Source organism: Skermanella rosea (assembly GCF_016806835.2).
Taxonomy (GTDB): domain Bacteria; phylum Pseudomonadota; class Alphaproteobacteria; order Azospirillales; family Azospirillaceae; genus Skermanella; species Skermanella rosea.
On record NZ_CP086111.1, the window covers coordinates 4,422,883 to 4,439,026 of the forward strand.

Genomic DNA, 16,144 nt, shown 5'->3' on the forward strand with positions numbered 1-16,144 from the left:
AGTCACGGCAACATGAACATATATTGTTATGAATTTCTAACGATTTTGCTTGGAATCGCAAAATTCCCCGATCGGGTGCCGTCCGAGCACGGCCTCGATCTGCTTCGCCGTCTCACGGGCGGTCCGCATGACGCCGATCAGCGTCGCCGAAGCGATCCCGGTCCACTCGCCGTAGCCGACCAGCCAAAGGCGCGGCTCCCCCGTGGACCGCGTGCCGTCGACCCGGACCCTGCCGTCCGCCTCGACGACGCCGAGCCCTTTCAGCGGGTCCAGGGCCGGCCGGAACCCGGTGCACCAGATCACGGCATCCGCCTGCGTTTCGGTACCGTCGCGCCACACCACGCCCGACTCGGTGAACCGCACGAACGGCCGCACCGATGTCAGCACGCCGCGGTCCCGCGCCTCGCGGACCGGCGGCACCATGACGATGTCGCCCAGCCCTCCCTTCGGCGTCTCCACCGTCCGCCCTTCCTGCAAAGCCCGCCAGCGGTCGGTGGCGCGCTCGAACAGGACCCGCCCGTCCACATCGTTGGGCAGGAACGACGGCGGGTCGATCGTCACCCAGAGCGTCCGCGCCACCTTCGAGACTTCCGCCAGGATCTGCGCGCCGGAATTGCCGCCGCCGACGATCAGGACGGTGAGGCCGGCGTAATCGTCCGGGCGGCGATAGTCCGCCGAATGCACCTGCCGGCCCCCGTACTCGTGCCGCCCGGGATAATCCGGAACGAACGGCCGGCGCCAGGTCCCGGTGGCGCTCACCACCGCCCGGCCCCGCCAGTCGCCGCGGTCGGTGCGGACCAGCAGGCCGTCGCCGGCCCGGACCACCGTCTCCACCCTTGCGGGACGGACGACGGGAAAGCCGTAGCGGGCCTCATAGCGCGCCAGGTAATCGATCACATGGTCGCGGCGCGGATACTCCTCCCCGGCCGGGGGCATCGGCCACCCGGGAAGCGAACTCCACTGCGCCGGAGAGAACAGGCGCAGCGACTCCCAGCCATGCCGCCACGCACCGCCCGCTCCATCCTCCCCGTCGAGGATGACGAAGGACAATCCCGTCCGGCGCAGAAAATACCCGACGGCCAAGCCGGACTGCCCACCGCCGATCACCACGACATCGCATGCCCGGGCCTGCCGTTCGGCCCCGATCGGCTCGCCGTCCATCGCTCGACTCCCTCCATGGAACTTCAGGCCCGACGGCGGGGCCTTGCGGGCGGTTCCCGCACTTTAGGGCAGTGCGCGCGGGTCCATCAACACTCCGGCACCGGAGAGATCGCGGGGCGGTTTCACATGAATGAAAATCGCGAGCTCACAAAATCCCGACGAGTAAAGGCGCCTTTTTGATACACCAATACTGAAGTCTTCTCTTTAGGTGCTGCACCGATACGTTGGGTCTCCAGGGAAAATATGTGAACCGGATCACTGTGAGCCAGGTCTCATCTTCGTAGCCTCGGCCATCGCACCGGATAGCCGGGATCTTCCATAGCCCGGACACCTCTCGATAGGAGCCGACCATGCTCGAACACGGCAAGCGCGCGCGCCTGAAGTCAGGCGCGGTCCGATCCGTCGACGGATTGCCCGACGCTACCAGACGCACGTTCCTGCGAACGGTCGCGGTCCAGGCGGTCGCCCTTCCGGCGGCCTCCGTCCTGGCCGCCCACGGCGGCTCTCTCGCCGCCGCCACCTTGGGTCCCGGCACAGCCCCGTCGGTGCCGGGCTCCGGGGACGGCACCGTGCGTCCGATCGTCCGGGAATTCGCCGATCCCTGGCTGGAACTCGTCCGGCTCCTGCGCGAAGCGGCCGAGGTCGAGCATGCCCTGATGGTCCAGTACCTGTACGCCGCCTTCTCGCTGAAGCCGGCCTATGCCGCCATCGCCGGATACGGTGCTCCCAACGCCGACGACCTGCTCGGGGTCGCCGTCCAGGAGATGCAGCACCTGGGAGCGGTCAACCGCTTCCTGGTCGCGATCGGCTCCTGTCCCCACCTGGAGCGGCAGGATTTCCCCTACGAGCCGGCGATCTATCCCTTCGCCTTCCATCTGGAACCGCTCAGCCGGCACAGCCTGGCGAAATACGTCTATACCGAGGCGCCTCCCGATGCGCTCGACAGGACCGGTGCCGGCCCGGAGGATGCCCGGTTCATCGACGAGGTGTTCGCGGCACTGGGCACGGAGCGGCGGCCCAACCATGTCGGCAGCCTCTACGAGCAGATCATCGCCCTGGTCGGAGAGCTGAGGCAATCCGGCTCCGCCCCGAAGCATGTCGATTTCGACGGATGGGCCGCCGCCTTCGAGGCGATCAAGGACGAGGGCGAGATCGACCATTATCTATTCTTCCGCAGGCTCTTCACCGGCCGGCACGAAGGCTTGGCCGCGGCCATGGGCGGGGCGGGGAATGCCTGGGACCTGCCCAGGAGCGATCCGCGCTATCCGGCCTTCGATATCGCGATCGATCCGACCGCGTTCATCGGGCATCCCGGGCAGATCATGGACGGGACCGCGCTGCGCATCGCCTGGCTCGGGAACCTGGAGTACTGGACGGTCCTGTGCCTGCTCGACGACCACTACCGCGAAGGCGGCGACTGGGCTGTCGAGCGCGCCAGGGCGCACATGGTCGGCGCCATGCTGCCGATCGCCCGGACCCTGGGCGCCCGGGGTACCGCCCTGCCCTTCGACGCGCTGAGCATGGGCTATGCGCCCGGCACCGACGGCGCCCTGTCGCGGCTCGCGATCCTGCGGCTGGTCAGGGAGGCGCAAGCTGTCGCCCGCTCCCTCGGGCCGGACCTGCCGGGCGACTTCCCGTGGGACGTCCACGCGGACACCATCGCGGCGATCGAGGGCGACGTCGTCCTCGCCGGCTTCGGCACGCGGAGGTGACATCGGACCGCCTCCGGGGGCTTGCCTTTTGGCGGCGCAGCATAGGAATATCCCGGCACAAGGGGAGATCCGCATGAAGCCCGAGGCATACGCCACCAAGACCATCAATCTGGCGCTTCAGGGCGGAGGCAGCCACGGCGCCTTCACCTGGGGCGTGCTGGACCGCCTGCTGGACGAAAAGCGCCTGGTCATCGACGGAATCAGCGGGACCAGCGCCGGCGCCATGAACGCGGCGGCGCTTGCCCAGGGCTGGACGCGGGGCGGACGCGCGGGAGCGAAGGCGACCCTGGACCAGTTCTGGCGCAGGACCTCCGAGCTGTCGCACTTCAACCCGATCCGGCGCAGCCTCGCCGACCGCCTGCTCGGCCGGTGGAACCTGGACCATGCGCCGGCCACCAGGGTGCTGACATGGTTCCAGCACCTGCTGTCCCCGTACCAGAGCAATCCGCTAGGCCTCAATCCGCTGCGCACCGTGCTGAGCGAGCTGATCGACGAGCCGGACATCCAGGGCTGCTCGGGCATCAGGCTGTTCATCGCCGCGACCAACGTGGAGACCGGCCGGGCCCGCGTCTTCTGGCGGCACGAGGTCACGCTGGACGTGCTGCTCGCCTCGGCCTGCCTGCCCTTCACGTTCCAGGCGATCGAGATCGACGGCGTGCCCTACTGGGACGGCGGCTACATGGGCAATCCCGTGATCTGGCCGCTGATCTACCACTGCGACAGCCGCGACGTCGCGGTCGTGCAGATCAATCCCCTGGTCCGCAAGGGCACCCCCCGCACGTCCATCGAGATCATGAACCGGGTCAACGAGATCAGCTTCAACGCGTCGCTCATGGCGGAGATGCGGGCCATCGCCTTCGTCCAGCGGCTGATCGAGGAGGACGTGGAAGGCGGGTCGAGCAGCCGGCTGAAGCGGATGAACATCCACATGATCGGCGACGAGGAACGCATGCGCGCGCTCGGCGCCACCAGCAAGATGAACGCCGAACTGGATTTCCTGCTCCATCTCAAGTCGCTCGGCCAGAACGCGGCCGACGCCTGGCTGACCGAGAACTGGGGCCATATCGGCCAGCGGTCGAGCATCGACCTGCGCCGCATCTTCCTGGCGGCCCAGCCCTCCGGAAGCCCGTCGCCCTCCGCCGGACCCGGCGGTCCCGATCCGGCGCTGCCCCAGAAGGTCGCGGGGCAGGCATAGCGCCGGCCGGAACCAAACCCGGACGGGTCCTGTTGCCCTCGCCAGACCACGACTTTCGGAGTTCCGGCATGGGCACGCGACGCACATTCTCTCCCGGCATGGCGGCCCTCGCCGTGGGCGGCGCGCTGGCGCTGAGCGGGCTTTTCAGCCGGCGCTACAGCCCCGACCCGACCCATCCCGACATCCGGGACTGGTACGACAGCCTGGAAAAACCCTCCTACAAGCCGCCCGATCCGGTTTTCGGGGCGGCCTGGCCCGTGCTGAGCACCCTGCTGGGCATCGGCGCTTACCGGCTGATGAGGTCGTCCCCCAGCCCCGAGCGCGACGCCGCGCTGGCATTAGCGGCGCTCGACATCGCCGTCATGAGCGGATGGGCAAAGGTCTTCTTCGGCGAGCGCAACATCACGGGCGCCGCCATCGACAGCGCCGTGCTGGTCGCCGGAGCCGCCGGCTATGTGGAGCGGGCGTCGAAGGTGGACGGCGTCGCCGCCGCCCTGGGCGTGCCCTTCGCCGCCTGGAGCCTGTTCGGCGGCGTCATGACGGAGGATCTGCGCGAGCGGAACAGGGATCTCGACGGCCGCGACGCGGGCCGGCGTCCGCCAGGGCGGCGAAGGCCGGTCCGGTCGGCGCGGACTCAGTGGTGAGCCGCCCCAGTCTTCTCCGATCTCATCATATCCAGAAACGCGACCACGGTGGGAACACCAATAAGGACGAGCGCGAACAGCAATCCCATGATGACACCTCTTCAATGAGCCGGAACGACCGGTAATCCGCCTAGCATAACCGCATCCGGGCCGTCCGGTCTCGCCCGAGGTGACGTCATACCCCGTTTGCCGCGACCCCTGATCGATTTCGCTCCGACCGGACCGGAACCGGCCGTCGTCACGTCCAGGACAGGACCGCCCGGGCGTTCCTCAGGTCGCGGGTATCCAGACCTTCCCGGAACCATGAATAGATCGGCTCCAGGAGCTCCCGCGCTTCCCGGCGTCGGCCCCGGCGGCGCCACAGGCGGGCGAGGCTGGTCGCGGCGCGCAGTTCGCGCATCCGGGCGTTCTGCCGGCGGGCGATGTCCAGCCCCCGGCGCAGGGCCGCTTCGGCCGCGGCGACCTGGTCGACCGCGATCAGCAGCTCGCCCCGGCGCCACTGCAGTTCCGCCTGCGACCCGAGCTCCCAGCGCTCCGCCCGCTCGATCGCCTCGTCGATGAGCACCAGTCCTTCGGACGCCCGCCCCGCCTTGCTCAGGGCTTCGGCGAACAGGGCGAGATGGAAGGGAATGCCGAGTTCGCCGCGGGTCGCCCGATAGGCCGTCATTCCCTCCTGCATGATCGGCATGCCTTCGGCGATCCGGCCCAGATGGACCAGCGCCCATCCCCGGAGAATCCGACCCGCGGCCAGCGCCGAGGCGAAGCCGCAGTCCGACGCCAGCCCGATCAGTTCCCCGGTCAGGTCGGCCACCTGCTCCGGAGCCCCCGCATAGGCGGAGAAGTCGCTGGCCTGTTCGAGCGCGAAGGCAAGGGTGGCCGGGTGCGACAGAAGCCTGGCCCGGGTGAGCGCCTCCCGCTGCCGCTCGACGGCCCTGTCGGGATAGCCCTGGCTGAACAGGTTCCAGGACAGGAACCCGAGGCATTTGATGCGGTGGTTGTAGGGCTGCACCAGGGGAAGGTACCGGTTCTGCGGCAGGTCGTGGAGCGCTATCGCCTGTTCCAGGTGCCTGCCCGCGGCTTCGAGCTGTCCGAGGTAGAAGGAGATGACGCCGACCGCGCTGTGGCCCGTCAGCCGGGCCGGCGTTTCCCGCTGCTGCTCGGCCTCGGCCAGCAGCTCCTTGGCGATGGCGAGCGCATGCCTCAGTTCGGCGCGGCCGAGATGGAATTCGGTCTGGCCGTAGAGGACGGTCAGGAGCTGCGCCCTTTCGCCGATCTGTTCGCACAGCTGCCGCGCCCGGGCATAGGCTCCGCCCACCTCCGGGGCCGCCAGACCCTTGGTGGCGGCGAGGGCCGCCCCGAGCGTGATCTGAAGCGGGATCTCCAGGCGATCCCGCCCGGTCCCCTCGGGCAGTCCGGCGAGGAGGCGCAATCCCTCGTTCACCTGCTCGACGGCTTCGAGGCTGCCCGCCTGGGCCAGCGCCCTTTGCCCGGCGATCAGCCGATACCGGGCGGCTTCCCGGAACTGGCTGGATTCCTCGTAATGGCGGGCGACCAGTTCGGGCCGGCTCCGGACGGTATCCGGAAACTGCTCGACGAGGGTCCGGACGATGCGGCCATGCAGCTGCTGCCGCTTGCCGCGCAGCAGCGCTTGGTAGGCGGTCTCCTGGATCAGCGCGTGCTTGAAACTGTAGGTCGCCCCGGGCGGAGTCCCGTGGGACAGCAGGAGTCCTCCTCCGGTGAGCTGGTCCAGGGCATCGCGCAGGGCGCGGTCGTCCAGGTCGGAGACCGCGGCCAGCATATCGTAGGAGAACTCCCGCCCGATCACGGCGCCGATCTGCGCCACCTCCTTGCCCGGGGCCAGCCGGTCGAGGCGGGCCATCAGCAGATCCTGCAGGGTGGCGGGAATCGTCGTCGCCGCAAGGCCGGGATGCCCGCTCCCGTCGCCGGGAACGCTGGCTTCGATCACCGCCTTCGTCAGTTCCTCGATGAACAGGGGGACGCCGTCGGCCCGGCCGATGATCCTGCCGACCACCCCGTCGGGCAGCGTTCCGCAATGCGCGACGCTGTTCACCAGCATCGCCGACTGCGCGGGAGTGAACCGTTTCAGCACGACGCCGGTGACGTTGGGCCGGGCGTCCTCCGTCCAGGGCGGGTCGAAGTCCAGCCGGAACGTGACGATCACCATCAGCCGCGACGACCGGGCGCGATCCATGATCAGCGTCAGCAGGTCCAGGGTGCTCGGGTCGGCGGCATGCACGTCCTCGAACTGCAGCAGCAGGGGCCGGCGGGAAGCCAGCCCCGCGAAATGGGCCGCCAGGGCTTCGAGCATCAGTTCCCTGCGCTGGCTCGCCTCCTGGACGACCGGCCGGCCCCGATCGTCGACCGGGATCGACAGCAGGGACGCGATCGGCTGCAGCGCTCCGTCGCCAAGGCAACCCGACCGGGCGAGCATGGCCCTCAGCTTGTCGAGCCGGCGATCCGGCCTGTCGTCGGCCGCGAACCCGGCCTCCCGCTCAAGCGTCTCGATCACGGGAAAGAAGGCGGTATGCCGGAACTGCGGACTGCAGGAGAACTCGAGCCGGCCGTCCGGAGGGATGTCGAGGTTGCGCGAGAGTTCATGGAGCATGCGCGACTTGCCGATGCCGGGTTCTCCGCCGAGCAGCACCACCTGGCCTTCGCCCCTCTCCGACCGGCGCCAGCGGTCCGCCAGCAGCGCGAACTCCTCCTCACGGCCGATCAGCGGAGTCGCTCCCGTTTCGTGAAGGGCGGCGAAACGGTTTGCCACGTTCCTTTCGCCGTCCACCCGCCAGACCCGCACGGGTTTCGCGAAGCCCCTCAACTCCCGGTCGCCCAGGTCGGCGCAGTCGAACAGCCTGCCGATCAGCCGGCGCGTCGTCTCCGCGATGACCACCGAATTCGGCTCGGCCAGCGTCTGCAGGCGGGCCGCCAGGTTGAGCGGACCTCCGATGACCATCCGCTCCTCCAGGGCGGACCGGTCGGCCGGATCGTCCACGACCACCAGGCCAGTCGCGATTCCGACGCGGACGCGCAGGCCGGTCCTCGACGGCAGCACCAGTCCGGCGACGGCCCGGACCAGGCCCAGGCCGGTGCGGACCGCCCGCTCGGCGTCGTCCTCCTGGGCCGCGGGATAGCCGAAATAGATCAGGATGCCGTCACCCAGATGCCGGGCGATCCAGCCGTCGAACCGCTCGACGACACCGGTGCAGGCGTCACGGTATGCCCGGATGACATTGACCATGTCCTCCGGGTCCAGCTGCTCCGACAGGGCGGTCGATCCGACGATGTCGCAGAACAGGGCCGTGATCTGCCGGCGCTGCCCTTCCGGCCGCAGTGCCTCCCCGTCCCGGCTCCGGGTCCTCAAGGCCGTCCCGCAATGGCGACAATAGAAATCCCCGCGCTGGTCTTGATGGCCGCAGGCAGGGCATTTCATCGGGGAATCTCTCTCGCTACACTGGACTAGGATACACCTGACTCTGGAAGAAAGCGTCGCGCCATGGTCGTCGGCAGCGTACCGCACGCTTCGACCGGCATCCTATTCCGCTTTCGGCGTGTCACCAAAGAGCAGGTGGCTGGTCAGGACGATCCGGCGGGACCGATGGTCTCCTTGAAAATAGGCCTCTCCACTTCGGTACATACAACCAATTCCATGAATATCTTGGGCCGGTTTGATAGTAACAATCTCGAATACATATGCCTCAGACAGTAACCGTGCAGCCTTGAGAAACCGTCCGTCGGGCAAAGCGAAACCGCACCCGACCCGCGGAACCCAAGGATCCCCATGAGCGCTCGACTTGACGCAGTACAGTCTTTCCATCCCGGAGGGATCATGACGTTTGCCACCATTGTCGAAACGACTGACGACGATCATGTCCTTGATCTGTGCGCGAAGCACTTGGCGCGGCTGAACTCCGACCTCCGGCATTCCTACAACGGGCACCTGGCCGGGGATCCGCGGGGACGCTTCAGCGAAGGCTGGCGCTTTCCGGCCATCGAGTCCGACCGGCAGCCGGAGTTCAACCAGGTCACCTTCGTCTGGCGCCGGGAAATGGACGAGCCTCGCCCCGACGCCGTCGGCCTGATCGGGACCTTCCGAGCCCTGTACGACCGGATCCCGCTGCGCGAGATCCCGGATTCCCTGTACTGGCATGTGACGCTCCGGATCCCGAAGCGGACCTGCCACAGATACCTGTTCCAGGTCGGTGGCGCCTACCATCAGGACCGCATCAACCCGCAGACCGAGACGGACGGCGACGGTCGGGTCTGGTCGCGTTTCTTCACGGAGGAAACGACCACGCCGCTGGTCCTGCAGATCCATGAGCGCCGGCTCCTGGGCCGGTTCGTGCAGCATATCCTGCCGTTCCGGACCGATGCCGCGGAGGAGTTCCTCCGGTCGCCGGGCAATCCCTTGCCCAAGGATGTCTACGAACTGGACCAGGCCGTGGGGGTCGTCAACTTCATCGACAAGGTGCTGGCCCGGGAGGAGCGGCACAACCGGATCGACTATGCGATCTGCCTGCGGGAGATCGAGAAGATCCTGCGCCAGCGGGAGCCCTATTCGGAGCCGGAGAAGGTGAGCAAGGATGCCTTCACCAGGCTCTACGGCGAAATGTGGGGCCAGGTGCCGGGCTGGAACGCGTCGGCCTACGAGAACCCCTCGCACTTCCTCCGCATGGTCCGCAGGCACGTCTTCCTCGGCGCCTTCTCCCATCCGAAATACGGCGGCAACGCGATGGCCCTGGGCTGGCGCTTCCTGGAGGAGCGCTTCCGCGATCAGGCCGGCAACAGCGTCTTCGACTGGCGCAAGGCCATCGAGAAGCCGCTCGGGACCAACAACGAGTATGTGGGCTAGGAGGGCCGGGCGCGTGGCTGAGACATACGACATCGTCATCATCGGCAGCGGCGCCGGCGGCGCGCCGATCGCGGCGGAACTGGCGGCCCTGCAAGGCCGGGCCCTGCGCATCCTGGTCCTCGAGAAGGGCCCGAAGCTCCGGACGCAGGAGGACAATCCGGCCGGCGGCTTCAGCGACTTCAAGCGGGACGAACTGCTCAACGCCGGGCCGGAGAAGCGCATCAACTGGGGCGGCGTCGGCAACACGAACCGTCCTTTCTATTCCAGCCACATCGAGCCCGACCTGAACGACGAGCCGCACCTGTGGTCCGGGCATGACGAGCAGGACCCCCGCGTCACGGTCGAGGGCTATACCGCCCAGGTCGTCGGCGGCGGGACCCAGCTCTACGGCGCCGTTTCCCTTCGTTTCCCGGAGCGGGACTTCAAGCTGGCCTCGGCCGACCGTCCCGCCGGGCTGCCGAACGATCCCTACGCCGATCCCGACGTGGACATCCGGGACTGGCCCATCGGCTACGACGACCTGCTGCCCTATTACGAGAAGGCGGAGACGCTGGTCGGCATCAACGGAACTGTCACCGACGTGCAGACCGGCGCGCAAGCCCAGGAGAAGAAGTTTCCGAAGAACTGCTACCAGACGCCGGTCGCTCCGAACCCGATCAGCGACTTGGCCCTGAGCGGGATGAAGAGCATCGGCGCCCAGGTCTACCGCACGCCGCTGGCCGTCATCACCGAGGCCCACGCCCCCAGCGGACGGCCGACGCCGGGCTGGGTCAAGACGGGCTATGTCAACCGCTACGGCGACCCCTTGGGCTACAAGTCGAACACCTGGGTCTCCCTGCTTCGCCCCGCCATGCGGACGCATCCCGGCCGGATCGACCTGCGGGCCAACTGCACCGTCACCCACCTGGAGGCGAGCGGCAAGCGCATCTCCAAGGTCCATTACCGCGACGCCAGCGGGTTCCCGAAAAGCGTCGAGGGGAAGATCGTTGTGGTCGCCTGCTCTGCGATCGAGTCCGTGCGGCTGCTGATGCTGTCGGCGGAAGAAGACCCCACCGGACTGGGCAAGCTCCTGCGCCACGACGAGGACGGCACTCCCCTCGGCCGGTATTTCCTGACCCACTGCTTCGGCGGCGCGGAGGTCAGCATCCCGGACGGCAGGCGGTTCGACAAGACGCAGTCCCTGGACAGCGACTACGCCACGGACTGGACGAGCCGGCTCGACTTCCTGCGCGACAAGAACCTGTGGGCCGGCGCCGCCATCTACAACAACACGTCCGACCAGTCCCTGCCCGTCACCCTGGCGCGGACGGACGGAGCCAACGACCTGGATACCTGGTGGCAGGGCTTCGACAACGACCCCGCCAAGACCGGCGAGGGCATCCTCGACTGGATGAACGCCGATTTCGGCACCCGGCTGAGCGTCAGCTTCATGGCCAACCAGGTCCCCTGGCGGAAGAACCGCATCCGGCTGAGCGACGTGCGCGACAAGTGGAACCGCAAGAGCGCCTGGGTCGTCAAGGACTGGCACCCCCATGACGGCCACGTCATGGACACCCTGGCCCGCGTGTGCGAGGACATCCTCTTGGCGGGCATTCCCGGAACCATGCGGGAGGGCCAGAATATCCCGTGGAACAGAGGCGTCATCGGCGAAGGCAGCGTCTACGGCCAGGGCGTCCGCATCGCGAACCACATCCTGGGCGGGGCGCGCTTCGGCACCGACCGCGCGACGTCGGTTCTGGATCCCGACTGCCGCGTCTGGGACATCGACAATCTCTACGTCACCGACGGCTGCTTCATGCCGACGTCGGGCGGCGGCAACCCGACGCTGACGATCCAGGCGAATTCGTTCCGCGTCGCCGACATTCTCAAGCAGGTGATCTAACCAGGACGGATCGAGGAACGGCCATGGATTTCCGGTTCCAGAAAATCTTCAACGACCCGAGCGCAAGCGTCTTCCAGGTCGTGTTCTTCCCCGACCGCATCTACCACGACCAGTACCTCAACGCGACGCGGTCCGAACGCTACCGCTACAATGTGCAGGAGGTCCGCACCAAGGCGGACATCACCGTCCTGAAGGGCGAGGTCTACAAGGACTCGGTCCTGTACACCAACTTCCTGCGGGTCGAGTACCGCTCGGCCCGGCTGGTCGAGGCGATGCGGGTGAAGAACCGCCTGGGCGGATCGGCGGTCCGGGCGCGCATCCGCCTGTGGCTCGACGATGAGCAGCGCGACCTGAGCCAGGCCCAGTTCCTGAACCAGGACGATCCGGTCATCCGGCTCTATTACTGCCCCTGGGTCGACGCCTACCAGGTCGAGCTTTGGAACACGCTGGAACCCGGCGAGGGCGACCATCACGACATCGAGGTGCTGACCCAGATGGGCCGCAACGGCGCCATCACCAAGATCCCCAAGCTGTCGGCCAGGATGGCGGACATGAAGCTGATCCGCGAGGTGGACCTGGAGTTCCTGGAGGACGACGTCACCGAGACCTCCGGCTATTTCCTGCCCGACACCGAGGTGGCGAAGGACAATTTCTATTTCCGCAATCTCCAGGTCCCGAACACGAACGACCCCAGCAGCGACGGCAACACGATTCAGAAAGGGACCTACACCCTGAACTTCCGCCGGGGCTTCTTCATCCCGGACGTCAAGAAGGTGGCGCCGGTCCGCTACCGCAACGCCATGATGCTTCCCGGCAACCCGGACGCCAGGGATGACAACATCCTGGAGATGCGCTGGCTGCTCCAGGACGAGTTCTCCTCCTCCATGGTCTTCTTCCACGAGGTGGCGGTGCCGCCCGGGGTGGTGGAAGGCACGCACCAGCATATCGGCAGCGAGGAGCTCTACTTCGTGTACGAAGGCGAAGGCATCGCCTACATGGGCGCCGCCGACCATCCCGATCTGCCGGACACCCACCCGGTCGAGGACCGCCACGTGTTCGGGCTCGATCCCAAGCAGGTGCGGCCGCTCGACGTGAAGGCGGGCTCCGTCATTTTCACCAAGAGCGGCGGCGTCCACGGCATCCGGAATACCCACGCGACCCAGACCCTGCGGTTCGTCGCATTCCTCTACCAGAGCGCCTGAACAAGAGCCCCCGACCCGGCACAGGATGACGTCCATGCAGATCTTCGAAGCCGAAATCCGGAACAACATCGCGGTTTCCCCGGGACAGGGTCCCGACTACCAGGAGCGGAACCCGATCCTGAGGATGATGGAGGTCTGGGCGAAGGCGGAACTGGCGGCCGACCGCGAGCATTACGACGCCGGCAGCCTCGACTTCCTGTTCCCCTTCAAGGATCTGGCGCTCTACGGCCCCAGGCCGCCGAACTCGGGCGTGCTCGACCCGCGGAGCCAAGACGAGAAGCAGGATTTCCAGAAGCAGAACGTCGCCGACTTCAATCTGGAGGATTGCTGGCTCGCCCGGGGCTATGCCAGCGCCGATCCCTGGGAGGGCAGCTTCCTCAAGCTCTCCTATTCGGCCAGCCCCTTCACCCGGCTCGCCACCAAGGCGGCAGAGGCGGGTTCGCCGCTGAAATCGACCATCCGCGCCTGGATCAAGGTCGGCGGCAACGCCACCTCCTTCCCCATCCTGGTGCCCTACAATCCGCGCACCGACCGCTACGAGATCGAGATCTGGGCCTATCCGGGCCGCGACCTGTCCGGCCGGCTGGGCGACAAGGGCCGCGCGGCCCTCGAGACCGGGGCGATCGTCGCCGACGCCTCCCTCGTCCGCGGCGAGCGCTCGGCCTTCCACGGGCCTGCCGTCAGCGGGGAGCGCGACCAGGCGAACCGGGCGATCGCCCAAACCAACGATCCCGCCCCGGTCGACATGATACAGCGCGCCACCGACCACACCCTGCATCCGGTGCTCCCGGTGACGGTGGAGGTCGCCTGGGCGAACGACTCCCTCCAGGTCTGGGACAACAATGGCGGCGGCAACTATACCTACAAGTTCAACATGCTGTTTCGCGGGTGGCGGAACTACCTGCAGGTCGGGCAGAGCCGGCATCCCCACGGCGGCGTCGGCTTCCTGGAATACCGCAACCTGCTGTCGAACTATTTCTCGCTGGAGGACAGGCGCAGATCGGTGCTGGGCAACCGCTGGGAGCCCGAGTTGGGCCGCGAGCTGAACTCCTGGAACTTCGGCGCCGAGGCCTGGAACGGCCAGCAGGCCGCGGGACCCAAGCCCGCCGGCCCGAAGCTGGAGCGCTTCATGGCCGTCGATTACATGGACCTGCACCTGCTCAACAGCCGCTGCGGCATCGGCATCCACCGTCACCGCGACAATCAGGAGGTGTTCCTGCTGATGGAAGGCAGCGCTCTGATGCTGGTGGGCGACTGGTGCAAGTTCCCCGACCGGGAGCGCGCGTTCGAGCTGCGCCAGATGGAGGCGGGCGACCTTGCCGTCTGCAAGACCGGCCAACTGCACGCCCTGTACAACCATACGGACGAGCAGATCAAGCTGTTCATGTTCGGGGGGTACGACTGATCCGATGCCCGCATCCCAGCAACACATCACGCCGGCGACGCCCATGGGGGCGAACCTGGTCCAGGACGGCGCCACGTTCCGCGTCTGGGCGCCGCGCGCGAGGATGGTCCATGTCTGCGGCGACTTCAACGGCTGGGTCCGGGACGACTCCTCCCTCCTGGTCAGGCAGGGCGACGGCCGCTGGACCGGGTTCGTGCCGAACGCGCGGGACGGCGACAAGTACAAATTCTACGTCACCGGCGACGGCACCGAAGGTTTCAAGCGGGATCCCTACGCCCGGGAGCTGACGGTCGCCTGGCCCAACCCCGACTGCATCCTCCGCTCGGCCGGCAGCTTCCCCTGGCAGGACTGGAGCTGGCGCACGCCGGATTTCCGCGACCTGATCATCTACCAGCTCCATGTCGGGACCTGGTACGGCCCCGACCGACCGAACCGGGTCGCGAAGTTCCTCGACGTCCTGGACCGGATCGAATATCTGGCCGACCTGGGCATCAACGCGATCGAGCCGCTGCCGATCGTCGAATACAGCACCTCGCGCAGCATGGGCTACAACGGCTCAGACCTGTTCTCGCCCGAGATGGACTATCAGGTCGGGGATGCCGAGCTGGACCGGTATCTCGCCTTGGCGAACCGGCTTCTCGCCCAGAAGGGCAAGGCGCCGCTGACCCGCGCCGTGCTCGCGGTCGGAATCAACCAGTTCAAGGCGCTGGTCGATATCTGCCACCATTACGGCATCGCGGTCCTGCTCGACGTGGTCTACAACCATGCCTCGGGCGACGTCAGGTCCCAGCCGGAATCGATCTATTTCTTCGACCGCGCCGCCGGCACGGACCCCAACGACAGCCTCTACTTCACGGAGCAGGACCATACCGGCCCGGTCTTCGCCTTCTGGAAAGGCGACGTGCGCCAGTTCCTGATCGACAATGCCCGGTTCTTCCTGGACGAATACCATGTGGACGGCTTCCGCTACGACCAGGTGACCGTGATCGACCGCCAGAACGCCGGCTCCGGCTGGCTGTTCTGCCAGCACCTGAACGAAACGCTCACCCATCAGGACCCTTCCGCCATCAACATCGCGGAATATTGGGGGCCGGACCCCTCGGTCGTCCGCCCGCAGGACCAGGGCGGCGCCGGATTCCATGCCAACTGGCACGACGGGCTGCGCACCGCGATCCGCGGCGTCATCCAGCAGGCGGCAGGCGGCCGGGATGCCTTCGTGGACTGGCAGCCGGTCGTGGACCAGCTCCGCGCCCCCGGTTTCCGGGACGCCTGGCGCGCCGTCCAGTACATCGAGAGCCACGACGAGGTTTACCGCGACCGCAACGCCCGAATCCCTTCCCTCGCCGTCGGCGGCAGCCGGCAGACCCGCACCTGGTATGCGACCAGCCGGTCACGGGTGGCGACCGGCCTCGTCCTGACCGCCCCCGGCATCCCCATGCTCTTCATGGGCCAGGAGTTCTACGAGGACAAGCGCTGGGCCGACGACCCGCCGAACCACCGCGACGCGCTTCTCTTCTGGGACGGCCTGGGCACCGACAGGACCATGATCGACTTCCACCGGTTCACCCGCGAACTGGCCTGGCTGCGCCGCAAGCATCCCGCCCTGAGGGGCGAAGGGGTCCGCACCGTCTCCATGGAGAACGGCCCCCGCGTGCTGGTCTTCCAGCGATGGGTGGAGGGCGTCGGCCGCGACGTGATGGTGGTGGCGAGCCTGAACGAGGCGACCCTGTACGGCTACCGGATCCCGATGCCGGCCCCCGGCCGGTGGTTCGAGGTCTTCAACAGCGACCTCTACGAAACCTGGGTGAACCCGAACGCGGCCGGCAACGGCGGATCGGTCCTGGCCGACGGCCCCGGCCTGAACGGCCTGCCCTGGTCGGCCGCCATCACGGTCCCGGCCAACGCCTTCCTCGTATTCGCCCGCGACCAGGGGGATTGAGCTAAGAAAACTCCCCTTTCGACAGGGCGGACTTGGAAGTACAAAACATGGTAGCAACACCCCTTTTCTTCATGACCGGGCTTGACCCGGTCATCCACGCGCGAATTACATCGCGCCGTCTTGCACATGGATGT

At 67.4% G+C, this 16,144-nt stretch carries 10 protein-coding genes; 8 read left to right on the forward strand and 2 right to left on the reverse strand.

All coding sequences use genetic code 11. The annotated features are described in order from the left end of the window. Window positions 1–36 precede the first annotated feature (36 nt). Window positions 37–1,161, reverse strand: a complete 1,125-nt coding sequence (locus JL101_RS20670; protein ID WP_203096562.1) for an ArsO family NAD(P)H-dependent flavin-containing monooxygenase — start codon at window positions 1,159–1,161, stop codon at window positions 37–39. Between the two features lie 350 nt (window positions 1,162–1,511). On the opposite strand from JL101_RS20670, the gene JL101_RS20675 reads away from it, so the two are divergent. From JL101_RS20675 to JL101_RS20685, 3 genes are all read left to right on the forward strand, one after another. Further along, window positions 1,512–2,873: a ferritin-like domain-containing protein gene (locus JL101_RS20675; RefSeq protein ID WP_203096561.1), complete on the forward strand. Its 1,362-nt coding sequence runs from the start codon at window positions 1,512–1,514 to the stop codon at window positions 2,871–2,873. A gap of 73 nt (window positions 2,874–2,946) precedes the next feature. Next, a complete protein-coding gene (locus JL101_RS20680) occupies window positions 2,947–4,068 on the forward strand; it encodes a patatin-like phospholipase family protein (protein WP_203096560.1) in 1,122 nt (373 codons plus the stop codon). Window positions 4,069–4,136: 68 nt separating this feature from the next. Next, a complete protein-coding gene (locus JL101_RS20685; RefSeq protein ID WP_203096559.1) occupies window positions 4,137–4,712 on the forward strand; it encodes a TspO/MBR family protein in 576 nt (191 codons plus the stop codon). 238 nt (window positions 4,713–4,950) lie between these two features. Here JL101_RS20685 and JL101_RS20690 read toward each other — a convergent pair whose 3' ends face one another. Further along, window positions 4,951–8,094, reverse strand: a complete 3,144-nt coding sequence (locus tag JL101_RS20690) for an ATP-binding protein (protein ID WP_203096558.1) — start codon at window positions 8,092–8,094, stop codon at window positions 4,951–4,953. A 465-nt stretch (window positions 8,095–8,559) separates the two neighbouring features. Between JL101_RS20690 and JL101_RS20695 the strand changes: the two genes are divergently transcribed. The 5 genes from JL101_RS20695 to JL101_RS20715 are packed head-to-tail and all read left to right on the forward strand — an operon-like array spanning window position 8,560 to window position 16,010. Further along, window positions 8,560–9,582 carry a gluconate 2-dehydrogenase subunit 3 family protein gene (locus tag JL101_RS20695; protein WP_203096557.1) on the forward strand — a complete coding sequence of 341 codons (1,023 nt, stop codon included), beginning with the start codon at window positions 8,560–8,562 and terminating at the stop codon, window positions 9,580–9,582. Between the two features lie 13 nt (window positions 9,583–9,595). Further along, window positions 9,596–11,464, forward strand: a complete 1,869-nt coding sequence (locus JL101_RS20700) for a GMC oxidoreductase (protein ID WP_203096556.1) — start codon at window positions 9,596–9,598, stop codon at window positions 11,462–11,464. A gap of 23 nt (window positions 11,465–11,487) precedes the next feature. Further along, on the forward strand, window positions 11,488–12,666 hold the full coding sequence (locus JL101_RS20705) for a cupin domain-containing protein (protein WP_203096555.1): 1,179 nt from the start codon (window positions 11,488–11,490) through the stop codon (window positions 12,664–12,666). A 34-nt stretch (window positions 12,667–12,700) separates the two neighbouring features. Next, the gene (locus JL101_RS20710) at window positions 12,701–14,071 is read left to right on the forward strand and encodes a cupin domain-containing protein (protein WP_203096554.1); all 1,371 of its coding nucleotides are present in this window, start codon (window positions 12,701–12,703) and stop codon (window positions 14,069–14,071) included. A 4-nt stretch (window positions 14,072–14,075) separates the two neighbouring features. Beyond that, window positions 14,076–16,010, forward strand: a complete 1,935-nt coding sequence (locus tag JL101_RS20715; protein ID WP_203096553.1) for an alpha-amylase family glycosyl hydrolase — start codon at window positions 14,076–14,078, stop codon at window positions 16,008–16,010. Window positions 16,011–16,144: the final 134 nt, after the last annotated feature.